Raw genomic sequence first — 21,429 nt, 5'->3', positions numbered from 1 at the left:
CGCCCGGTGTGAGGAAGGTACGCAGAAGTGGTGGAGAGTCCGGGGAAATGGGCACTTTCCAGGGGAACATGCCCGACCTCGACGGGATCAGTGCGACGAGAGGTGAGTTCGGGCCCGAGCCTGACCGCTTGTGGCGACCGACGACCGGACCGCCCCCTCACTCCTCGCCGCGCGCCTTGAGCACCACCTTGTTGACGGCCCACAGCCCGATGCCGATGGCGAGCAGCACCCCGGCCCGGATGTAGACCTCCGCCGGTCGGTCCGCGAGGGGGCTCGCGAGGAGCAGGGCGGTGAGGGCGCCGAGCACCGGAAGGACCGTCGGCGCGCGGTAGTGCTTGTGCTCGACGGGGTCGCGGCGCAGGACGAGGACCGCCACGTTGACCACCGCGAACACACAGAGCAGCAGGAAGGCGGTGGTGTCGCCGAGGCCCTCGATCTCACCCGTCGACACCAGGCCGATCGCCAGCAGCGAGACGAAGATGATGCCGACCACCGGTGTGCGGCGGCGGGACAGGACACGCCCCATCGCGCGCGGCAGGATGCGCTCGTTGGCCATGCCGTAACAGAGCCGCGAGGCCATCATGATGTTGATCAGCGCCGAGTTGGTGACCGCGAACAGGGCGATCAGCGCGAAGAGTTTGTGCGGGAAGTCGATGCCGCCCGCCTTGACGACTTCGAGCAGCGGGCCGCTGGAGCCTTCCAGGACCTTGTAGTCGACAAGCAGCGAGGACACCAGCGCCACCAGGACGTAGATGGTGCCCGTCACCGCGACGCCGATGAAGATCGCCCGCGGGAACGTGCGCGTCGGGTCCTTCGTCTCCTCGGCCATGTTCACCGAGTCCTCGAAGCCGACGAACGCGAAGAAGCCGAGCGCGGTCGCGCCGAGCACGCCCGTCATCAGGGCGTAGGCCGTGCCGTCGCCCGCCTCGAAGTCCGTCAGGCGCGAGGGCTCACCGTCCCCGCTCAGGACCGCGTACGCGCCGATCGCGAGGATGATGGCCAGGCCCGTCAGCTCGACGAGGGTGAGGACCACGTTCGTCTTCACGGACTCCGAGACGCCCCGCAGGTTCAGCGCGGCGAGCGCGAGGATGAAGAGGATCGCGATCAGCGTCGGCGGGAGCGCGTCGCTCGTCAGTTCGCTCAGGTAGTCGCCGCTGAAGGCGCGCGCCGCCGCGCTCGCCGACGAGAGCCCCGAGGCCATCACCATGAAGGCGACGATGAAGGTGAGGAAGGGGACCTTGAACGCCTTCTGCGTGTAGAGAGCGGCGCCCGCCGCCTTCGGGTACTTGCCGACCAGTTCGACGTACGACGCCGCCGTCAGGATCGCCACCACGAAGCCGATCGCGAACGGCACCCACAGCGCACCGCCGACCTTCCCCGCCACCTTGCCGGTGGTGGCGTAGATGCCGGTGCCGAGGATGTCGCCGATCACGAAGAGGATCAGGAGCTTGGGGCCGATCGCGCGGTTCAGCGCGGGTTCTCCGGACGGTGGCGTACCGGTGGCCTTTTCGGATGTCGTCACAGGATCATCTCCCCCGAGGGTGTGCCTGGAGGGAGCATCTGCCCCGCAAGTGCCGATGCGATGCGGGAGTTGAGCAATCTCAGAGGTCGCGCAGAGCGTCCCGTAGCGCGCCCCCCGACTCGGCGACGATCTCCTCCAGGGACTGCGGCTCCCGCACGGTGGCGAAGGCGACCTCTGCGCCCCCCTCGGCCGGGCCCGCCGCGAAGCCGTAGATGCCGGGCCGGGCAAGGCTGTTGTACGAGTAGTGGTGCGCGAAGTAGTACGCCCCCGTGTCGAGCACCGCGGCGTAGTCGCCCGGTTCGAGCAGCGGGAGCGGACGGTTCTCGGCGAGCAGGTCGCCCGCGAAGCATGCGGGGCCCGCGATGTCCTGCCCGACCGCCGGGCCGCTCTTGGGGCGGCCCTTGTCGTCGTACGCGGCGATCCGCAGCGGCCAGGACGCGGGCGCGTACACCGTGCGGGCGGCCACCTGGACGCCCGCGTGCGTCACGGCGATGGGCCGGGTGCCCGCCGACTTGGCGTACTCGACGCGGGCCAGGATCGTGCCGTGCTTGGCGAGCAGCGAGCGGCCGAACTCGGTGACGATGCCGTACCGCCCGTCGAGCAGTCCCGGCACACGGGACTTCAGGCGGCGGGCGTACTGCGCGTGCGTCGGGGTCTCCTCGTCCGAGCCGAAGTTGACGGGCAGGCCGCCGCCGATGTCGATGGTGTCGATCTGCTGCCGGCCGGCCCGTTCGTTGATCTCCTCGGCGAGCTCGTACGTCGCCGCGACGCCCCGCACCATCAACTCCAGGGGCATGCCCTGCGAACCGGAGTGGGCGTGCAGGCGCGTCAGCCAGGGGCGGTCGAGGTACGCCTGGACGATCCACTCGCGGGCGCCGTCGTCCAGCAGCGCGACGCCGAACTTGGACGTCGCGGTCGCAGTGGACAGGGCGCCGATGGAGCCGCCGCCGACCTGCGGGTTCACGCGCAGGCCGATGGGGGAGTTGGTGGGCGCCGAGCGGGTCATCGCGTCCAGGCGGGCGAGCTCCTGCGGGTTGTCGGCGTTCACGGCGATGCCGAGGGCGAGGGCCTCGCGCAGCTCGGCGGCGGTCTTCGCGGGCGAGTCGAGGACGGTGTGCGTGGGCGGCACACCGGCGGCCCGCGCGAGGGCGAGCTCGCCGGGGCTCGCCACCTCGGCGCCGATGCCCGCGTCGCGAAGGAGGCGCAGGACCGGCACCAGGGGCGACGCCTTCACCGCGAAGGCGTGCAGGACGGGGGTGCCGGGCGGCGTGACCGCCTCGAAGGCGGCGCGCAGGGCGGCGGCGGCCGTGCGGATGCCGGTGACGTCCAGGAGCCCGATGATCGGGGACGCGGGGTCCACCAGGCCCTGCTCGACGGCGGCGCGGACGGCCTGGTCTCGCCGGACGGCGCGGTCCGTCGGACCCTCTCCGTCCAGCTCGGTCGCGTGTGCGCTCTCCGTGCCCTGATCGCTCATGTGTTCCAGCCAATCATTCGTCACGTGGTATCGCTGCCCCGTCAACGTATTGACTAGCTCTATTCAACATCGCAGGATGTGAATAACAAGGTCACAGCAGAGCACCACCGAGCTCACGAGCAGAGCTTCACCCGAGGAGGCATCGCCATGTCAGGACCCCGCCCCGTACGGGCACCGCGCGGTACGGAACTGAGCGCCCTGGGATGGCAGCAGGAAGCCGCCCTGCGCATGCTGCAGAACAACCTCGACCCCGAGGTCGCCGAACACCCCGACAAGCTCGTCGTCTACGGCGGCACCGGCAAGGCGGCCCGCGACTGGCGCTCGTTCGACGCGATGGTGCGCACCCTCAAGACCCTCAAGCAGGACGAGACGATGCTCGTCCAGTCCGGCCGCCCGGTCGGCGTCATGCAGACCCATGAGTGGGCCCCGCGCGTCCTGATCGCCAACTCGAACCTGGTGGGCGACTGGGCGAACTGGGAGGAGTTCCGCCGCCTTGAGGCCCTCGGCCTCACCATGTACGGCCAGATGACCGCGGGCTCCTGGATCTACATCGGCACGCAGGGCATCCTCCAGGGCACGTACGAGACGTTCGCCGCCGTCGCCGCGAAGAAGTTCAACGGCACCCTCGCCGGGACGATCACCCTCACCGCCGGTCTCGGCGGCATGGGCGGCGCCCAGCCCCTCGCCGTCACGATGAACGACGGCGTCGCGATCTGTATCGACGTCGACCCGCGCGCGATCGAGCGCCGCATCGAGCACAAGTACCTCGACGTCAAGGCCGACTCCCTGGAGCACGCGCTCCAGTTGGCGGTGGAGGCGCGCGACGCCCGTCGCCCCCTCTCCATCGGCCTGCTCGGCAACGCGGCGGACCTGCTGCCCCGCATGCTCGCCGAGTCCGCGCCCATCGACATCGTCACGGACCAGACCTCGGCCCACGACCCGCTCGCCTACCTCCCCACCGGCGTCGACTTCGACGACATGCAGACGCTCGCCGAGAAGGACCCGGCGGGCTTCACCACCCGCGCCCGCGAGTCGATGGCCAAGCACGTCGAGGCGATGGTCGGCTTCATGGACGCCGGTGCCGAGGTCTTCGACTACGGCAACTCGATCCGCGGCGAAGCCCAACTCGCGGGCTACGAGCGCGCATTCGCGTTCCCCGGCTTCGTCCCCGCCTACATCCGCCCGCTCTTCTGCGAGGGCAAGGGCCCGTTCCGCTGGGCGGCGCTCTCCGGCGAGGCGTCGGACATCCACAAGACCGACAAGGCGCTGCTCGACCTCTTCCCGGAGAACGAGTCCCTGCACCGCTGGATCAAGATGGCGGGCGAGCGCGTCCACTTCCAGGGCCTCCCGGCGCGCATCTGCTGGCTCGGCCAGGGCGAGCGCGACAAGGCTGGCGACATGTTCAACGACATGGTCGGCAACGGCACCCTCGCCGCCCCCCTCGCGATCGGCCGCGACCACCTCGACTGCGGTTCCGTCGCCTCCCCGTACCGCGAGACCGAGGCCATGCTCGACGGCTCCGACGCGATCGCCGACTGGCCGCTCCTCAACGCCATGGTGAACGTCGCGTCCGGCGCCTCCTGGGTCTCCATCCACCACGGCGGCGGCGTCGGCATGGGCCGCTCCCTCCACGCGGGCCAGGTCTCGGTCGCCGACGGCACGAAGCTGGCCGGCGAGAAGATCCGCCGTGTCCTGACCAACGACCCCGGCATGGGCGTCATCCGGCACGTCGACGCGGGTTACGACATCGCGGAGTCGGTCGCGGACGAGAAGGGCGTACGGATCCCGATGCGCGAGGGCGACGAGGCCGGCCAGGGCAGCGAGGGTGGCCAGGCGTGAGCGACACGTTCCACGCCATGTGGCGCTCACTGCGGCCCATCGGCCGCAGTGACGCCTCGGGCGGTTACCGCCGCTACGCCTGGACCGGCGCGGACGCCGAGTGCCGCCTCTGGTTCCAGGCGCAGGCGGAGGCACGCGGCCTCGACCACGAGGTCGACCGCAACGGCAACCAGTGGGCCTGGCTCGGCGACCCCGCCCGGGGCGACGCGGTCGTCACCGGCTCGCACCTGGACTCGGTCCCGGACGGCGGCGCCTTCGACGGCCCGCTGGGCGTCGTCTCCTCCTTCGCGGCCCTGGACGAACTCCGCGCACGTAAGGTGTCGTTCAGCCGACCCCTCGCCATCACCAACTTCGGTGACGAGGAGGGCGCCCGCTTCGGCCTGGCCTGCGTGGGCTCGCGCCTGACCGCCGGACAGCTCACGCGGGAGAAGGCGTACGAGCTGACGGACGCGTCCGGGGTCACGCTCCCGCAGGCGATGGAGGCGGCGGGCTACGACCCTTCGACCATCGGCCCGGACCCCGAACGCCTCGCCCGCATCGGCGCGTTCGTGGAACTGCACGTGGAGCAGGGCCGAGCCCTGGACCTGACCGGCGACCCCGTCGGAATCGCCTCCGCCATCTGGCCCCACGGCCGCTGGCGCTTCGACTTCAGGGGCGAGGCCAACCACGCGGGCACCACCCGCCTGGTGGACCGCCGCGACCCGATGCTGTCGTACGCGGAGACCGTCCTCGCGGCGCGCAGGGAGGCGGAACTCGCGGGCGCGGTGGCGACGTTCGGCAAGATCGCGGTCGAGCCGAACGGCGTGAACGCGATCCCGTCCCTGGTCAGGGGTTGGCTGGACTCACGCGCCGCGGACCAGTCCACCCTGGACACGGTCGTGACGGGCATCGAGAAGGCGGCCCGCGAGTACGCGGACCGGCACGGCATCGACCTCGACGTCGTACGGGAGTCCTTCACGCCGGTGGTGGAGTTCGAGGACGCCCTGCGGGACGAACTGGGCAGGATTCTCGGCGGCCGCACGGAAAAGGCGCTCCCTGTCCTGGGCACGGGCGCGGGACACGACGCGGGTATTTTGTCCGGCTCGATCCCCACCGCCATGCTGTTCGTACGGAACCCCACGGGCATCTCACACTCCCCGGCCGAGTTCGCCGCCGAGGACGACTGCGTGGCCGGGGTGACCGCACTGGCCGACGTACTGGAAGGGCTGGCGTGCAGGTGACGACGGAGACTTACTGGCTGGAGCAGGCCTGGCTCGACCCGACGGTCGAGCCGGGCGTGGCGGTGGAGGTGCGGGGCGACCGGATCACGTCAGTCCGCAAGGGCGTGGACGTGCCCCCACCCGGCGCGACGGTCCTGCGCGGCCTGACGCTCCCCGGCCTGGCCAACGCCCACTCGCACGCCTTCCACCGGGCCCTGCGCGGCACGGTCCAGGTGGGCTCCGGCACGTTCTGGACGTGGCGCGAGGTCATGTACTCGGTGGCGGACCGCCTCACACCTGAGACGTATCACGCGCTGGCCCGCGCGGTGTACGCGGAGATGGCTCTCGCGGGCATCACCACGGTGGGCGAGTTCCACTACGTGCACCACGCGCCGGGCGGTACGCCCTACGCCGACCCCAACGCGATGGGCGAGGCGCTGATCGAGGCGGCCTCCGACGCGGGCATCCGCATCACGCTCCTGGACACGGCGTACGTGGCGTCGGGGCTCCTGTCGGAGACGCGGGGCGAGGTCCCGAACCGCCACCAGCTGCGCTTCTCCGACGGTACGACGGAGGCGTGGGCGTCACGTGCGTCGGCGCTCAAGGACCGCGCCCACGCCCGGATCGGCGCGGCGATCCACTCCGTACGGGCGGTTCCGGCACGGCAGTTGGGCACGGTGGCGGAATGGGCGTCGGCTCGCCGGGCGCCGCTCCACGTCCACCTCTCCGAGCAGAAGGCGGAGAACGAGGCGTGCCTGTCGGTCCACGGCCGCACTCCCACCCAGCTCCTGTCGGACCACGGGGTACTGGGCCCCCGCACGACGGGCGTGCACAACACGCACCTCACGGACGAGGACATCGCGCTCCTGGGCCGCACGGCGACGGGCACGTGCATGTGTCCGACGACGGAGCGTGACCTGGCGGACGGCATCGGCCCGGCGGTCCGCCTCCAGCAGGCGGGCAGCCCGCTCTCCCTGGGCAGCGACAGCCACGCGGTGATCGACATTCTGGAGGAGGCCCGCGCGATGGAGCTGAACGAACGCCTCCGCTCGCATACGCGCGGCCACTGGACGGCGGCGGCGCTGCTCCGCGCGGCGACGGCGGACGGTCACGCTGCCCTTGGCTGGGCGGACGCGGGAGTCATCGAGCCCGGCGCGCTCGCCGACCTCACCACGATCGCCCTGGACTCGGTCCGCACGGCGGGCCCGCTGCCGCGCCTGGCGGCGGAGACGGCGGTCTTCGCGGCAACGTCGGCGGACGTCCGCCACACGGTGGTCGGAGGCCGCCATGTCGTACGGGACGGCTCCCACGCGTTGGTACCGGACGTGGCGGAAGCGCTGGCCACGGCGGTGGGGGCGCTGAGGGATTGACCCTGGCCCCGGGGCCTGAGCCGGCCCCCATGAACCGCCGCTTCGCGGCGACTCTTCCCCACCCACCCACCCGATTGCCCGGCGACAGCCCGACGTCCCAGACCGCCGCTTCGCGGCGAACGTTTCCCGCCCACCCACCCGATTGCCCGGCGGTCCCCCGTCCACGCGGTGAAGCCTCTCCTAGCCCGTCCGGCGTTTGAGGACGAGCTCGGCGGAGCCGGTGATCGACGGCCACTGCACGGCCGGCGGAGCCGGAATATTCGGGAAGGGGCGGGATCGGGGAAAGAACCGCCGGAGGCACCACGCCCACGCCCACCCCCACCCACAGCCACTCACCCACCACCCGCGGAGGACTGGACCCCCATGCCCACCACCCTCATCACCAACATCGCCAGCCTCGTCACGAACGACCCCTCCCAGGGTGACGGAACCCCCCTCGGCCTCCTCACGGACGCAGCAGTAGTACTGGAGGGCGAAACCATCGCCTGGGTGGGCCCGGCCGCCAAGGCCCCCGCGGCGGACGAGACGTACGACGCGAAGGGCCGCGCCGCCATCCCCGGCTTCGTCGACTCCCACTCCCACCTCGTCTTCGCAGGCGACCGCACCCAGGAGTTCAACGCCCGCATGTCGGGCCGCGCGTACTCGGCGGGAGGCATCCGCACCACGGTCGCCGCGACCCGCGCCGCCACCGACGCGACGCTCGAGGCGAACCTCACCCACTACCTCCGCGAGGCCCTGCGCCAGGGCACGACCACCTTCGAGACGAAGTCCGGCTACGGCCTCAACACGGAGGACGAGGCCCGCGCCCTCCGCATCGCGGCAGCCCACACCGAGGAAGTCACCTTCCTCGGTGCCCACATCGTCTCCCCGGACTACGCCGACGACCCGGCGGCATACGTGGACCTCGTCACCGGCGAGATGCTGGAGGCCTGCGCCCCCCATGCCCGCTGGATCGACGTCTTCTGCGAGAAGGGCGCCTTCGACGGTGACCAGGCCCGCGCGATCCTCACGGCGGGCAAGGCGAAGGGCCTGCACCCCCGCATCCACGCGAACCAGCTCTCGTACGGCCCCGGCGTCCAGCTCGCCGTAGAGCTGGACGCGGCGAGTGCCGACCACTGCACGCACCTCACCGACGCCGACGTCGACGCCCTCGCGAACAGCGACACGGTGGCGACGCTCCTCCCCGGCGCGGAGTTCTCCACCCGCGCCGAGTGGCCGAACGCCCGCCGCATCCTGGACGCGGGCGCGACGGTGGCCCTCTCCACTGACTGCAACCCGGGCAGCTCCTTCACGTCCTCGGTCCCGTTCTGCATCGCCCTCGCGGTACGCGACATGGGCATGACCCCGGACGAGGCGATCTGGTCGGCGACAGCGGGCGGCGCGGCGGCCCTGCGCCGCACGGACATCGGCCACATCCGCAAGGGCGCCCGAGCGGACCTCGCCCTCCTCGAAGCCCCGAGCCACGTCCACCTCGCCTACCGCCCGGGAGTCCCCCTGGTCAGCAAGGTCTGGCAGCGGGGCATCCGTCTCTGAAGACGGCACTGCTGAGACGGCACCGCTGAGACGGCACTGCTGAGGTGGCACTAATGGGGAACGTCCAGGACCGCCTTGCCCGCGACCTCCCGGGCGAGCAACGCGGCCAGGGCGTCCTGGGTGCGGCTCCAGTCGTCGCGGCGCCCGATCTGCGGGTCGAGTTCGCCGCGCGCGACGAGCGAGGCGAGCCATTCGAGGTCGGCGGCGAGACCGTCCGCGTCATCCATCAGGAAGAACGTGGTGAGCGAGCGGTCGTGGCGCCCGCTGTCCCCGAACAGGGCACCGAACGGGAAACTCTCCCCGTCACCCGAGCTGTGCCCCACGGCAACCAGCGTGCCGTGGGGCGCCAACGCGTCGTAGGCGGCGACGAGTTGGGTCCCACCGACGACATCGATCACACCGTGCACCGGCGCGGCGAGCCCCAGCGCATCGCCCGGCACGATCTCATGGGCGCCCAGGCGGGTGAGCGCCTCGGCGTTGGCCGGGTCGCTGGTCGCCGCCACGACGTGCGCGCCGCCACGGGCCGCGAGCTGCACCGCGAACCGTCCGACGCCACCGCTCGCCCCCGTCACGAGCACCCGGCGCCCCAGAATCGGCCCCAGCCGCCGCAGTCCCCGTAGGGCCGACCCGGCCGCGACTGGCAGCGCACCGGCCGCGCCGAGGTCGGCACCCGCGGGCACCCGGCCCAACAACTGCGTGTCGACGGCCCGCAGTTCGGCCCACGCACCCTCGGGCCCGAGCGTGACGACAGGTGTCCCCGGCGCGGGCCCTGACCCGTCGACAGCCGCCCGTACGACGACACCGGCGGCATCCCACCCCGGAACGACCCCGTCCGGGGCGTTCGGGACGACGTGGGCAGCCTCCCCGTGGTTGACGGAGAACGAGTGGACGCGGACAAGTGCCTGGTGAGGTGCGGGCTCCGGGTCGGGGACCTCGCGCAGGGAGAGGTGGCCGGGAGCGGAGTGATCGATCGTGAGTGCTCGCATGCGGCCCATAGTGCCACTGAGTGGCAAAAGCCATCAAGAGGCAAAGGCGTACGGGGGGCGACGCGGCTAGGATGGCGTTCATGGCGACGGAGACGACCAAAGGCGACGGCGGCCTGAGTGAACTGCCCCTCCGCGAGCGGAAGAAGCTGCGTACGCGGCGTGCGCTCGTCGAGACGGCGCTCGAACTCTTCACGGAGAAGGGCTTCGCCGCCGCCACGCTCGACGAGCTCGTGGAGGCCGTCGAGGTCTCCAAGCGCACCTTCTTCCGTACGTTCGCCTCGAAGGAGGACGTCGCGCTCGCCCCGGAGCGGGAGCTCTGGCGGGCCTACGCCGACGACTTCAAGGAGCGTCCGTTCACGGATCAACCCTTGCTCGCCGTCTTCGAGCGCTCGCTGTACGCGGCCGTGGAGGGCATGGAGGAGGACTGGGAGCGGCGCTTCCTGTCGAGCCGCGCCTTGGCCGACGCGACGCCCGCGCTGAACGCGCACAGCCTGCGGCACTGCGCGGAGGTGACCGACGAGGTGGTCGCCCTGACGGTCGCCGGCCTCGGCGCGGGTTCGGCCCCGGATCCGCTACGGGTACGGCTCCTCCTGGAGCTGATGCTCTCGGCGTGGCGCGCCGCACTTGCGAAGTGGTCCGCCCCCGGCGGGAGCCAGGACCGAACGGCCCTGGTCGCCCACATGGACGCCACGTTCGCCGTGATCCCCGAGGTGCTCGAACTGGCCGTTGCAGGGAAATCCCAGTGACGCGCCGCGCAGCGTGATGCGGACCGGGATTTTCCGGTGCGGCATCCTGGCCCCATGAAGACCATCGGCCTCATCGGCGGCATGAGCTGGGAGTCCAGTGCCGAGTACTACCGGCTGCTCAACGAACTTGTGCGGGAGCGGCTCGGGGGGCTGCATTCCGCGCGGTGCGTGTTGTACTCCGTCGACTTCGCCGAGATCGAGAAGCTGCAGGTCGCGGGGGAGTGGGAGCAGGCGGGGGAGGTGCTCGCGGGGGCCGCAAGGGGGGTTGAGGCGGCGGGGGCCGAGCTCGTGTTGATCTGCACCAACACCATGCACAAGGTCGCAGGACAGGTCCAGGCGGCTCTCTCCGTGCCTCTCCTGCATCTCGCGGACGCGACCGCCGACGCGGTCCTGCGGGGCGGTCTGCGGCGCGTGGGGCTGCTCGGCACCGCGTTCACGATGGAGCAGGACTTCTACCGGGAGCGACTCGCCTCGCACGGGCTCGACGTGCTCGTGCCGGACACGGAGGGGCGCGCGCTCGTGCACCGAGTGATCTACGAGGAGTTGTGTCTCGGGGTGGTGCATGAGGCGTCGAGGGTCGGGTACCAGAACGTCATCGAGGATCTTGTACGGGAAGGAGCTGAGGGCGTCATCCTGGGGTGCACCGAGATCGAGCTGCTGATCGGGCAGGAGCACAGCCCGGTGCCGCTCTTCCCGACGACGCGGCTGCACGCGGAGGCAGCGGTGGCGGCAGCGCTGGAGGCCGAGTGAAGCAGGTGGATGGCCGAGTGAAGTAGGCAGGCGAAAGCAACCCACCCGCCTACCCCTGGACACGGGGCAAGCGGGTGGGTGGGTGGGAGGCATCCGTCGCGAAGCGGCGGTCAAGGTGTCCCGAAGAACGCCGAGCGGCGAGATCCCTCACTCGTCGACGGTCAATCCCTTGCGGAGCTTGACGAGCGTGCGCGACAGCAGGCGCGAGACGTGCATCTGCGAGATGCCGAGCTCATCGCCTATCTCCGACTGCGTCATGTTGGCGACGAAGCGGAGCGAGAGGATCTTCCGGTCGCGCGGCGGGAGTTCGGCGATCAGGGGCTTGAGCGACTCGACGTACTCGATGCCCTCCAGGCCGTGGTCCTCGTAGCCGATCCGGTCCGCGAGCGCGCCCTCGGAGTCGTCCTCTTCGGGCTGGGCGTCCAGCGAGCTCGCCGTGTAGGCGTTGGACGCGGCCATGCCCTCGACGACCTCGTCGTTGGAGATGCCCAGGCGCTCGGCGAGCTCGCCCACCGTAGGGGCGCGATCGAACTGCTGGGCGAGTTCGTCGCCCGCCTTGGCGAGGTCCAGTCGGAGTTCCTGCAGGCGGCGCGGGACGCGCACCGACCAACTCGTGTCGCGGAAGAAGCGCTTGATCTCGCCGACGATGGTCGGCATCGCGAAGGTGGGGAACTCGACGCCTCGGCTGAGCTCGAAGCGGTCGATCGCCTTGATCAGGCCGATGGTGCCGACCTGGATGATGTCCTCCATGGGCTCGCTGCGGGAGCGGAACCGGGAGGCGGCGAACTTGACCAGGGCGAGGTTGAGTTCGACCAGGGTGTTACGGACGTACGCGAACTCGTGTGTGCCTTCCTCGAGCGATTCGAGGCGTTCGAAGAGGGTCTTGGACAGAGCCCTCGCATCCAGCGGCCCCACCTCGTCGAACGGCGGGATCTCGGGCAGGTCGGAGAGCCCTTCGAGGGCTTCCGCCTCCGGCATGGCCGTCAGGTCCGGGAGTTCGCCGGGCGTGGCTTCCGTGCGGGGACCCGGGATCTCGGTCTCGATACGGTTCGGTGAGAGTGTCGACGTCGCTCGGTCAGTGCGCGATTCGTCGAGCCGGGGTGACATGGTGTCCTCCATCGTTCTCGGCATATGGCTGCCGATGCCAATACGTGCACTGCGGTGTGCGGCGCCTCCAAAGCCGTCAGTGTTGATTACTGTCTCTTCTACCCCTACCCGTTTCCACAGCCCGGTCGCAAGTGCGTTGTGCGGCTAAATGTCCGTTTTCGGGGGGATGTTCGGGTACCCGAGGGCGTGAGGAAGGCGTAATGTTCAGGGGCGTCATCAACAGCCACGACGGTCGGAAGTGAGTGACGGAATGGACCGCGGGACAGTCGGTAGCGCGCATCGGGGCCGGCTTCTGGTCGAAGTCCGGGCAGAAGGCCCGAGCGTCGTCGTTACTCCGGCGGGTGAGTTGGATCACCACACCGCCGATTTGTTGCGTGAGCCACTCGAGGCATGCCTCGACGACGGCTTCTCGCGCCTGGTCGTCGACTGCTCGCGCCTGGAGTTCATGGATTCCACCGGACTCAATGTCCTGCTGGGGGCTCGGCTCAAGGCCGAGGCAGCGGGAGGTGGGGTGCACCTGGCAGGGATGCTGCCGGTGGTGGCCAGGGTCTTCGAGATCACCGGGGCCGAGGCCGTCTTCAGCGTCCACGCGACGCTCGCGGACGCGTTGGCCGACTGACGCAGGGGTCTGCTGACGGAGCGTGCTCAAGAGTTACGCGCCAGTTGTCTCTATGTGATCACTGCGTTACGAGTGTCACACGGGTAGCGTCGAATAAGTGGGTGTTCTCACGGTTCGGCCGGGCAGGAGACACCCTGGATACGTCGACAGCGGTCCGCGAACAATCGTTGCCAAATCAACAGCCGGAACGGCCGAGCAGCCGATGACCCTCTTGGAGCCCTGCTTCTTGTCCAGTTCCTTGTCCAGAGTCCACTTGTCGGTGAGGTGAAGCGCTGATGAGCACCACCCGGCCTTGCTCGCCGGGCGACCGCGGCCCGGAGCCCGAGGCCGTCGTCGCGGCCGCCCCCGCGGACCAGGCCGTCCCGGCGGCCACGGTTCGTCAGGGGCGCCAGGTCCGCAGGCTGAGCCTGAACGGCGCCAGTGGCATCGTGCCGCTCGCCCGGGACTTCGCACGCCAGTCGCTGCAGGCGTGGGGCTGGCTGCCCGCGGCGGGCGCCGACCAGCGTGCCGCCGCGGAGGACGTCCTCCTTGTCGTGTCCGAGCTCGTGACCAACGCGTGCCTGCACGCCGAGGGCCCCGACGAGCTCTGGATCTCCTCCGACAGCAAGGTGCTGCGGATCGAGGTGTCCGACCGCGGCGCCGGTCAGCCCGAGCCCCGTACCCCGCACCGTGCCGGCCGGCCCGGCGGGCATGGGATGTTCATAGTCCAGCGGCTCTGCCTGGACTGGGGTGTCGTCCGCACCCCGGGGGTGGCGGGCAAGACGGTGTGGGCCGAGCTGAGCGCGCCCGCATAGGGCCCGCTCAGTTCCCCCTTGGGTTACCCACGGTTCGTACGCGCGCCGGATCATTGAGATCCGGCGCGTTCTTTGTCTTCCCTCGGCAAGGCCCCGGGCGTACCTTGAGCGCCCAATCTGATGTGCCGTCAGTAAATCCGCACCGCGGCACGCCACGACCGGCATGAGGGGAACCCGAGGTGTCGTACCAGAAACGAACGGCTGTGCTCGCGCTTGCCACGGCCTTGGCCGGCGGCTCGGCGGTGCTGATGGCCGCCCCCGCCGCGCAGGCCGAGGTCCAGGACGTCAACTACCAGTGCAAGACGCCCATCGGCAACAAGGGCGCGGTCTCGCCGATCGACATCAAGAGCGTCAAGAGCGGCAGCGGCTACAAACTCACCATGTCCTTCCAGAAGGGCGTCTCCTCCAGCCCGGTGGAACTGGGCAAGGGCGCGATGAAGCCGAGCGCGCTCATCAAGCTGGGCGGCGCGGAGAGCGGCACGGTGCCGGTGTCCGGAGCGCCCAACGACAAGGCGATCCCCGCCAACACCCCCATCAAGATCAGTGACTTGTCGGGGACGTACACACCCAAGAAGAGCGGCAAGGTCACCTTCACCGCGGGCGTCCTGACCATCAAGGCGCTCGGTACGACGACGACGTGCACCCCGTCCAACAGCCCCAAGCCCTCGCTCTCCCTCGACGTGAAGGGCTCGGGCGGCGGCGCGACGGACGGCGGCTCCGGCGGAGGCGGATCGACCGACGACGGAGGCTCCGGCGGCTCGGCCAGCGCCCCCTCCGGCGGCGAAGAACTCCCGCAGACCGGTCCCGCGGACTCCGCGATCGCGCTCGGCACCCTCGGCGGCACGGTACTGCTCGCGGGCGCGGCCGGCGCGCTCTGGCTGACCCGCAGGAACCAGGCGGCCCGGTCGCGGTAGGCGCGGCGCGTACGAAGGTACGAAGCGCACGAAGATCCAGGAGCCGCCGATGCCGTCGCTGCTGTCCGTTGCCCGTGCTCTCACCGTGGCCTTGGCCTTACTGGCGACGGGTCTTGCGCAGGCGACTCCGGTGTCCGCCGACGACTCCGGGGCGTGGTCCGTCGCGCCCTCCGCGGGAGGAGGGACGCGGCCGGCCAAGGACGGGCGGCCCTACTTCTACGTGGAGGGCACGCCCGGCTCCGTCCTGGAGGACACGGTGACGGTCACCAATCCGGGGTCGAAGCCGCGCACGGTGGAACTGAGCGGCGCGGACGCGGACAACACCAAGGGCGGCGCGTACTCCCTGGAGCGGGGCAAGCCGAAGGACACCGGCTCCTGGATCACCTTCGCCGAGCGCAAGGTGAAGGTGCCGCCGCGCACCCGCGCCGAGGTGCCGTTCAGCGTGAGCATCCCCGAGAGCGCGGTGCCCGGCGACCACCCCGGGGCGGTCGTCGCGCGGGAGGGCGGCCGCGACGCCGGGGTCCGCGTCCATCTGCGGGTGAGCGGCCCGACGCTGTCCGCGCTCACGGTCGAGCGCGTGCGGGCCGAGGGCGGGCGCATCTCGTACGACGTCGTCAACCGCGGCAACACGGTCCTGACGCCCAGGCTCAAGGTCCACGCGGAGGGCGTGTTCGGACCGCTGCTCGACCGGAAGTTCCGCACGCTCCCGGTGGAGCTCCTCCCGGGCCGCAGGGTCACCCTCACCGAACCGTGGAAGGGCGCCCCCGCGCTCGACTCCGTCGAGGTCACGCTCACGGTGACGGCAGCGGGCGGAGCCCACGGCAAGGCCACGGCATCGGCCCGCTTCGTGCCGTGGGGAGCGGTGGCAGGGGCGGCGGCCGGGGTGCTCGGCCTGGTTGCGGCGGGCGTCTGGTTCGTCCGCAGACGCAGAACGGCGGCCGAGGATCCACCGGTGGACGAACAACCTGAACAGGGCGTCATGGAGCCGGAGTTGGCAGGAGTGGGGACGGCAGAGGGAGAGCAGCTGTGAACGGCAACCCGTTGTGGGCGGCTCGGCGGTGCGTCGCCGTGACCGCCGTGCTTGCGGCCATGGCCTGTGTGCTGCTCCCGGCGGCGGGAGCCACCGCCGCCGAGAAACCGACCCTCACCCTCTCCAAGGCCGAAGCGGGCAAGGGTGGTGACATCACCGTCAAGGGAGAGGGGTGGCGGCCGAACGCCCTCCTGATGATGCTCGTCTGCGGCCAGTCCACCCCGGCCGACGGCGTGCCCGGCGGCACGAACTCCTGCGCCAACGACAGCGGCCGCGCCGTCACGACGGACGGCAAGGGCGCCTTCAGCAAGAAACTCCCCGTGGCCGAGCCGCCCAAGCCCTGCCCCTGCGTGGTCCACGTGGCCACGGTCACGGGGGACAAGGCGCAGGCGGACGCCGTGTTCGCGGTCGCCGGGCATCCCGTGAAGCCCTTGCCGAAGCAGCAGGGCGGCGGGAAGCTCTCCGTCCTCACCGATACGCAACTCGAGGGGTCGAGCGGCGTGTTGACCTGGTTCGGTGCCCCGCCGTCCCGCAAGTTCGTCTTCACCGTGGGCAACGTCGGCTCGGCCCCGGTCAAGGACCCGGTCTTCCAAGTGGGCACCTCCCACGGCGTGTTCGCGCCGCAGTGGGAGGAACAGCAGTGGCGTGGCACCATCGCGCCGGGCAAGAAGGCCCAGATCAAGCTGCCGGTCGAGCTGTCGGCCGGGGCGCACGGCGACTACCTCGTCTCACTGAAGTTCGGCGGCAAGGTGCTCGCCGAGCAACCGTGGGGCGTCGGGCGTCCGTGGGGCGTCACCGTCTTCTGGATCCTGCTCTGTGTCGTCGTGCCGGCCGCCGTCTTCCGCATCGGCATGGCGGTGGTCGACAGGCTGCGACCCCACCGCCGCCGTAACCGCGGCTCCCGCCCCGCGGGGCGCCACCGCACCGGCAGGATCGCCGAACTCACCGACCGCATACCGAAGTTGCGCCTGCCCCAGGGGGCGGTCGCGGCGGACGAGGCGGCCCGTACGCCACGTACGAAGCCGCCCCGCGAGACCGGCGGGCCGTCCGTCAAGGACACCGCCACGAACACGGGCACCCTCCCGTGGTTCACCCCTGACACAGACCCCGGCTCCGGGACCGCACCCGCCGCCGGACAGCTCTCCGCACCGTCAGAGAACAGCCCGACGACGAAAGGAAACACGTGATCAGCACACGACGGAGAGCGGGCGCGGCCTCGGTCTCGCTGCTGCTCGGCGGGGCGGGCGTCCTGCTGGGCGCGGGTCCCGCGCAAGCGGCCGAGGTGGCGTACAAGACGGAGTGCATCCCGCCGTCGATATCGGGGCTGCCGCCGGTGCAGGGCACCACCAAGGTGGAGATCACCGCGCCGGCCACCGCGAAGGTGGGCGACGAGGTCGAGGTCGTATGGAAGACCACGGAGGCCGCGTCCAAGAACCCGGACATCCTCGACCTGGACAAGGACACGGTGAAGCCGACCGGCACGATCAAGCTGGGCGGCGGCCAGACCGGTGATCTGGCGGTGGCGGGCGAGCGCGTGAACCCGCCGATCAAGAAGAACAGCCCGATGATCCTGTCCGACATGAAGGGCAAGCTGAAGCTGACCAAGGCGGGCGACATCACGCTCACCCCGGGCGCGTACAACATCAACGTCAGCAAGCCGATGTCGACCGACACCAAGTGCACGCCCAAGGAAGAGGTCAAGGCGGGCGCGACCATCAAGGTGACGGAGGGCGGCGGCAGTTCGGGCGGCGGCACGGCCTCGGGCGGCAGCACTTCCGGTGGCAGTACATCGGGCGGTTCCGCGTCCGGCGGTGACACGGGCGGCGGCAGCACGGGCGGCGGTGACACGGGCGGTGACTCCGGAGGTGGTTCCACCGGTGGCGGGGGCGGCGAGACCGACTTCCCCGGCAAGGAGGTCCAGACCCCCTACAAGTGCAAGACGCCCATCGGCGACAAGGACGCCACGTCCCCCGTCCAGATCAACGCCAAGAAGGACGGCGGGAATTACGGCCTCACCGTCGAGTTCAAGAAGTCCGTCATGGACAGCCCGGCCGACATCCCCGCGGACTCGGTGAAGCCGTCGATGGAGGTCAAGCTGGGCGGCGCGGACAAGGGCACGGTGCACGTCGAGGGCCCGACGAACAAGGAGCCCATCAACTCCGGCGACCCGATGACCATCCCTGACCTGACCGGCACCTACAAGCCGGGCGCCGACGGCAAGTCGACGCTCTCGCCGGGCGTCCTCACGGTCAAGGCACTCGGTACGACGACGACCTGCACGCCGACCAAGGCGGAGGTGTCCCTGGAGATCGACACGGCGGCGCAGCCTGGCGGGGCGGCCGGCGGTTCGGGATCCGCGGGCGGCTCCGGTTCCGCGGGCGGTTCCACCACCGGCGGTGGCGCGGCGGGCGGCGGCCTCGCCGAGACCGGCGCGGAGAACGACGGCACCCTGCGCGCGCTCGGCCTCGTCGCGGGCACGGTGATCCTGCTGGGCGGCGCGGTCTTCACGTTCCTCCCCGGGCGGAGGCGCGGCCTGCGCTAAGGCGCCCTGAAGGGGCGCGGGGAACTGCGCGAGCGGCCCAAGGCGGCCCGCACCCGCCGACGAACCGCCGTAGGCAGACGCGTCTGCGTCGACCGCAGGCCGCCGTCGGCTGAGCGCGCAGTTCCCCGCGCCCCTACGGGGACGCGTGCTCCCGTAGCCACCGCAGCACGGTCTGGGCGAAGCCCGGGTCCCGCAACAGCTCACCCCCATGCGCCGTACCCGGCTCGATGCGGACCGTGACGTCCCGCAGGCCCGCCATGGTCTGGGCGTGGGCGAGGTCCGTGGAGTGGGCGACCGGGACGAAGTCCGCCGCCGAGTGCGTGAGGTGGAGGGGCGCGTCGTCCTTGCCGGAGGCGTGTGACTTGGCCACCAGGTCGACCCACTTCTTCCAGCACCGCCCGGAGGCCCGGTCCGGCACGCACCCCGCGAGCAACTCCGCCGTACCCCGCAGCTTGCGCTGGGCCGGAGCGGCAGCGGTCATCCCGCCGTCCTTCCAGGCGCGGTAGGGCGAGGCGACGGGGGAGAGGGCCACCACGCCGCGCACCCGCCCCCGCCCGGCGCCGTAGGCCCCCGCGCTGACGGCGAGATGCCCGCCGGCGGAGGACCCGAGCACCACGGGCGCGGCGCCGCCACGCCGCTTCACCCACCGCAGGGCGGCGAGCACGTCGTCGCGCTGCGCGGGCCAGGCGGCGTCGGTGGCGAGCCGGTAGTCGGTGTCGTACACGGTGAACCCGCGCGCCGCGAACCACCGCGCCCGCCCGCTCCAGTCGGTGTCCCGCACCCAGGAACCGCCGTGCAGGATCATCAGGGCCGGGCGCCCGGACCCGTCGCCGTACACGGTGATGTTCTGCCGCGCGTGCTCCCCGTACGAGAAGGTCCGCACGGGCAGCGGTTCGGGCGCGGCCTCGACGGCGGCGGTGGACGACGACAGCAACGCCACACACAGGGCGAGGGCCGGCAACGTACGCATGGGCATGGCCAGATGCTGCACCGTCCCGCGGGCCCACACCCGCAGAAACACCAAAGGCCGCCGCACCGGGTGGTGCGGCGGCCCTCAGTTCGAGCTGGGGGTGTGCGGGTCAGCGCACGTCGCCCATGAGCGAGCTCACCTTGTTGCGGGCCATGTAGACCGAGAAGCCGGCGAGCACCGCGGCCGTGGCCTCCAGGGCGACCATGCCCCGGCCGTTGAGGTCGACCCCGGCGATGGCGAGCATGCCGGTCACGCTGTCACCCGCGGTGACGGCGAGGAAGAAGACACCCATCATCTGCGAGGCGTACTTCGCGGGCGCCATCTTCGTGGTCAGCGACAGACCCACCGGGGACAGGCACAGCTCGGCGACCGTGTGCATCAGGAAGATCAGCACCAGCCACCACATGGTGACCTTCGTGTCGCCGGTGGCCATGCCCATCGGGACGAGGAACACGAAGAACGAGGCGCCGGCCATCACCAGGGCGAAGGAGAACTTCACGATGGTGCTGGGCTCGCGGTTGCTGCGGGCCATCTTGATCCACAGGGCGGCGAAGACCGGGGCGAGCAGCATGATGAAGCCCGGGTTCAGCGACTGGAACAGGGTGTTCGGCATCTCCCAGCCGAAGATGTCCCGCGAGGTGTGGGAGTCACCGAAGAGGGACAGCGTCGACGCGCCCTGGTCGAAGATCATCCAGAAGATCGCGGCGGCCACGAAGAACCAGATGAACGCCGTCATCTTGGTCTGCTCTTCGGCGTTGAGGTCCCGGTCCCGCTTGATCTTGACCAGCACCGCGATCGGGATCAGCAGGCCGGCCACGGTGATCGGGAGCAGCGCCCAGTTGAGGGTGAGGCGGTAGACGTCGGTGAAGGCCACCAGGAGGTAGAACACCGCGATCACGGCGACGGCCGCCAGCGTCTTGACGATGACGCCGCGCTTCTCCTCGGCGGACAGCGGGTTCGGGACCTTGCTGCTCTCCGCGGAGAGGTGGCGGGAACCGATCATGAACTGGATCGCGCCGAGCGCCATGCCGACCGCGGCCAGGCCGAAGCCCAGGTGCCAGTTGACCTTCTCGCCGAGAATGCCGATGGCGAAGGGCGCGGCGAAGGCACCGAGGTTGATGCCCATGTAGAAGATCGTGAAGCCGCCGTCGCGGCGCAGGTCCTTCGGGTCGCTGTAGAGCTGGCCGACCATCGTCGAGATGTTGGCCTTCAGCAGGCCCGAGCCGACCGCGACCAGGGCCAGGCCGACGAAGAACATCGCCGAGCTCGGCAGGGCCAGGCACAGGTGACCGGCGACGATCACGATGCTCGCGATGGCCACGGTCTTGCGGGCGCCCCAGACACGGTCGCCGAACCAGCCGCCGGGCATGGCCATGAGATAGACCATGGCCACGTAGACGGAGTAGATGGCCGTGGCGGTCGCCGCGGTGTACGCGAGGCCGCCGCCCTGGCTGCCGGTGGCCGCGTCGGCGCCGCCGGAGACCAGGTAGAGCACGAGCAGAGCACGCATGCCGTAGTAGGAGAAGCGCTCCCACATCTCGGTCATGAAGAGTGTGGCCAGTCCGCGGGGGTGGCCGAAGAAGGTCTTCTCAGAGCCAGGGGTACCGGCGGAGTCCTTCGTCAGGCTGGACGCCATGGGTCGATCCTCGTGGTTCGGGACGCGCGGCAAGAGCGTGTGCGCGCCCGGTGGGGGGCGGTCGGCACCGGGGTCGTCCCGGCCTCACCCCCACGCCCGGGGAGTGTTTCGCGCCCCTCTTCGGGGAAAGCGCAGGACGGCGACTCCGAGATCCACGCCCTGGGCGCATCTTCACGCGCAGGGCCCGACCACAGGTCATTCCTTTCAAGGCTGGCAGAAACCAGCCCGCACATAAAAGGGACCTAAGACCGCACAGTGGGCCAAAGGTCCTTGCATAGTGCATCAGGCGTTGGGTCACCATACGCCACGACAGTGCGGCATATGGAAGGACTTGAGAGATGGATCACAGGTTACGGTGGAACCGCCTGCGCACATTCCAAGGTGATCCCCAGGATCGC

General features: G+C 70.7%; 18 protein-coding genes. 12 read left to right on the top strand and 6 right to left on the bottom strand.

The annotated features are described in order from the left end of the window. Positions 1-157: 157 nt before the first annotated feature. Positions 158-1,522 carry an APC family permease gene (locus tag ACZ5U5_RS21365; protein ID WP_469023940.1) on the bottom strand — a complete coding sequence of 455 codons (1,365 nt, stop codon included), beginning with the start codon at positions 1,520-1,522 and terminating at the stop codon, positions 158-160. A gap of 79 nt (positions 1,523-1,601) precedes the next feature. Further along, the gene (locus tag ACZ5U5_RS21360) at positions 1,602-2,996 is read right to left on the bottom strand and encodes a type III PLP-dependent enzyme domain-containing protein (protein WP_469023938.1); all 1,395 of its coding nucleotides are present in this window, start codon (positions 2,994-2,996) and stop codon (positions 1,602-1,604) included. 147 nt (positions 2,997-3,143) lie between these two features. Here ACZ5U5_RS21360 and hutU point away from each other — a divergent pair, with 147 nt between their 5' ends. The 4 genes from hutU (at position 3,144) to hutI (ending at position 8,937) form a co-directional block, all read left to right on the top strand. Further along, complete coding sequence (gene hutU / locus ACZ5U5_RS21355) at positions 3,144-4,835, top strand: urocanate hydratase (protein ID WP_469023936.1); 1,692 nt, start codon at positions 3,144-3,146, stop codon at positions 4,833-4,835. 17 nt (positions 4,836-4,852) lie between these two features. Further along, a complete protein-coding gene (locus tag ACZ5U5_RS21350) occupies positions 4,853-6,055 on the top strand; it encodes an allantoate amidohydrolase (protein WP_469024969.1) in 1,203 nt (400 codons plus the stop codon). After that, on the top strand, positions 6,052-7,404 hold the full coding sequence (locus ACZ5U5_RS21345; protein WP_469023934.1) for a formimidoylglutamate deiminase: 1,353 nt from the start codon (positions 6,052-6,054) through the stop codon (positions 7,402-7,404). Before ACZ5U5_RS21350 ends, ACZ5U5_RS21345 begins: the two co-directional genes overlap by 4 nt. Positions 7,405-7,767: 363 nt before the next feature. Beyond that, on the top strand, positions 7,768-8,937 hold the full coding sequence (gene hutI, locus ACZ5U5_RS21340; protein ID WP_469023932.1) for an imidazolonepropionase: 1,170 nt from the start codon (positions 7,768-7,770) through the stop codon (positions 8,935-8,937). A gap of 50 nt (positions 8,938-8,987) precedes the next feature. Here the strand turns inward: hutI and ACZ5U5_RS21335 are convergent, their stop codons facing one another. Next, positions 8,988-9,923, bottom strand: a complete 936-nt coding sequence (locus ACZ5U5_RS21335; RefSeq protein WP_469023929.1) for a zinc-binding dehydrogenase — start codon at positions 9,921-9,923, stop codon at positions 8,988-8,990. An 80-nt stretch (positions 9,924-10,003) separates the two neighbouring features. On the opposite strand from ACZ5U5_RS21335, the gene ACZ5U5_RS21330 reads away from it, so the two are divergent. Both ACZ5U5_RS21330 and ACZ5U5_RS21325 read left to right on the top strand, forming a co-directional pair. Then, complete coding sequence (locus tag ACZ5U5_RS21330; protein ID WP_469023927.1) at positions 10,004-10,669, top strand: TetR/AcrR family transcriptional regulator; 666 nt, start codon at positions 10,004-10,006, stop codon at positions 10,667-10,669. 54 nt (positions 10,670-10,723) lie between these two features. Then, positions 10,724-11,419, top strand: coding sequence for an aspartate/glutamate racemase family protein (locus ACZ5U5_RS21325; RefSeq protein ID WP_469023924.1), 696 nt, complete (start codon positions 10,724-10,726; stop codon positions 11,417-11,419). A gap of 147 nt (positions 11,420-11,566) precedes the next feature. On the opposite strand, the gene ACZ5U5_RS21320 is transcribed toward ACZ5U5_RS21325, so the two are convergent. Next, the gene (locus ACZ5U5_RS21320) at positions 11,567-12,538 is read right to left on the bottom strand and encodes an RNA polymerase sigma factor SigF (RefSeq protein WP_469023922.1); all 972 of its coding nucleotides are present in this window, start codon (positions 12,536-12,538) and stop codon (positions 11,567-11,569) included. 238 nt (positions 12,539-12,776) lie between these two features. On the opposite strand from ACZ5U5_RS21320, the gene ACZ5U5_RS21315 reads away from it, so the two are divergent. The 6 genes from ACZ5U5_RS21315 (at position 12,777) to ACZ5U5_RS21290 (ending at position 18,425) form a co-directional block, all read left to right on the top strand. After that, complete coding sequence (locus ACZ5U5_RS21315; protein WP_469023919.1) at positions 12,777-13,145, top strand: STAS domain-containing protein; 369 nt, start codon at positions 12,777-12,779, stop codon at positions 13,143-13,145. A gap of 275 nt (positions 13,146-13,420) precedes the next feature. Next, positions 13,421-13,939 (top strand): ATP-binding protein, encoded by a 519-nt coding sequence (locus ACZ5U5_RS21310; protein WP_469023916.1) that lies wholly within the window; start codon positions 13,421-13,423, stop codon positions 13,937-13,939. 179 nt (positions 13,940-14,118) lie between these two features. Continuing rightward, positions 14,119-14,853: an LPXTG cell wall anchor domain-containing protein gene (locus tag ACZ5U5_RS21305; protein WP_469023913.1), complete on the top strand. Its 735-nt coding sequence runs from the start codon at positions 14,119-14,121 to the stop codon at positions 14,851-14,853. Between the two features lie 49 nt (positions 14,854-14,902). Then, a complete protein-coding gene (locus tag ACZ5U5_RS21300) occupies positions 14,903-15,883 on the top strand; it encodes a hypothetical protein (RefSeq protein WP_469023910.1) in 981 nt (326 codons plus the stop codon). Between the two features lie 59 nt (positions 15,884-15,942). After that, positions 15,943-17,070: a hypothetical protein gene (locus ACZ5U5_RS21295; protein WP_469024967.1), complete on the top strand. Its 1,128-nt coding sequence runs from the start codon at positions 15,943-15,945 to the stop codon at positions 17,068-17,070. Further along, positions 17,070-18,425: a hypothetical protein gene (locus ACZ5U5_RS21290; protein ID WP_469024964.1), complete on the top strand. Its 1,356-nt coding sequence runs from the start codon at positions 17,070-17,072 to the stop codon at positions 18,423-18,425. Before ACZ5U5_RS21295 ends, ACZ5U5_RS21290 begins: the two co-directional genes overlap by 1 nt. A 133-nt stretch (positions 18,426-18,558) precedes the next feature. On the opposite strand, the gene ACZ5U5_RS21285 is transcribed toward ACZ5U5_RS21290, so the two are convergent. Further along, entirely contained in the window at positions 18,559-19,401 is an 843-nt protein-coding gene (locus ACZ5U5_RS21285) for an alpha/beta hydrolase (protein WP_469023907.1), read from the bottom strand. 103 nt (positions 19,402-19,504) lie between these two features. Continuing rightward, on the bottom strand, positions 19,505-21,031 hold the full coding sequence (locus ACZ5U5_RS21280; protein WP_469023904.1) for a peptide MFS transporter: 1,527 nt from the start codon (positions 21,029-21,031) through the stop codon (positions 19,505-19,507). Positions 21,032-21,429 lie beyond the last annotated feature (398 nt).

Source organism: Streptomyces sp. NPDC033177 (assembly GCF_055577715.1).
The sequence above is the reverse complement of the archived record's forward strand: the minus strand, read 5'-3'. Positions and strand labels throughout refer to the sequence as shown.

What these genes read in the sequence shown, in the direction of transcription:
- ACZ5U5_RS21360 (WP_469023938.1), bottom strand. Translation starts at nt 2,996, where the DNA reads ATGAGCGATCAGGGCACGGAGAGCGCACACGCGACCGAGCTGGACGGA.
- ACZ5U5_RS21320 (WP_469023922.1), bottom strand. Translation starts at nt 12,538, where the DNA reads ATGGAGGACACCATGTCACCCCGGCTCGACGAATCGCGCACTGACCGA.
- ACZ5U5_RS21295 (WP_469024967.1), top strand. Translation starts at nt 15,943, where the DNA reads ATGGCCTGTGTGCTGCTCCCGGCGGCGGGAGCCACCGCCGCCGAGAAA.
- hutI (WP_469023932.1), top strand. Translation starts at nt 7,768, where the DNA reads ATGCCCACCACCCTCATCACCAACATCGCCAGCCTCGTCACGAACGAC.
- ACZ5U5_RS21310 (WP_469023916.1), top strand. Translation starts at nt 13,421, where the DNA reads ATGAGCACCACCCGGCCTTGCTCGCCGGGCGACCGCGGCCCGGAGCCC.
- ACZ5U5_RS21300 (WP_469023910.1), top strand. Translation starts at nt 14,903, where the DNA reads ATGCCGTCGCTGCTGTCCGTTGCCCGTGCTCTCACCGTGGCCTTGGCC.
- hutU (WP_469023936.1), top strand. Translation starts at nt 3,144, where the DNA reads ATGTCAGGACCCCGCCCCGTACGGGCACCGCGCGGTACGGAACTGAGC.
- ACZ5U5_RS21325 (WP_469023924.1), top strand. Translation starts at nt 10,724, where the DNA reads ATGAAGACCATCGGCCTCATCGGCGGCATGAGCTGGGAGTCCAGTGCC.
- ACZ5U5_RS21315 (WP_469023919.1), top strand. Translation starts at nt 12,777, where the DNA reads ATGGACCGCGGGACAGTCGGTAGCGCGCATCGGGGCCGGCTTCTGGTC.
- ACZ5U5_RS21350 (WP_469024969.1), top strand. Translation starts at nt 4,853, where the DNA reads ATGTGGCGCTCACTGCGGCCCATCGGCCGCAGTGACGCCTCGGGCGGT.
- ACZ5U5_RS21280 (WP_469023904.1), bottom strand. Translation starts at nt 21,031, where the DNA reads ATGGCGTCCAGCCTGACGAAGGACTCCGCCGGTACCCCTGGCTCTGAG.
- ACZ5U5_RS21285 (WP_469023907.1), bottom strand. Translation starts at nt 19,401, where the DNA reads ATGCCCATGCGTACGTTGCCGGCCCTCGCCCTGTGTGTGGCGTTGCTG.
- ACZ5U5_RS21330 (WP_469023927.1), top strand. Translation starts at nt 10,004, where the DNA reads ATGGCGACGGAGACGACCAAAGGCGACGGCGGCCTGAGTGAACTGCCC.
- ACZ5U5_RS21335 (WP_469023929.1), bottom strand. Translation starts at nt 9,923, where the DNA reads ATGCGAGCACTCACGATCGATCACTCCGCTCCCGGCCACCTCTCCCTG.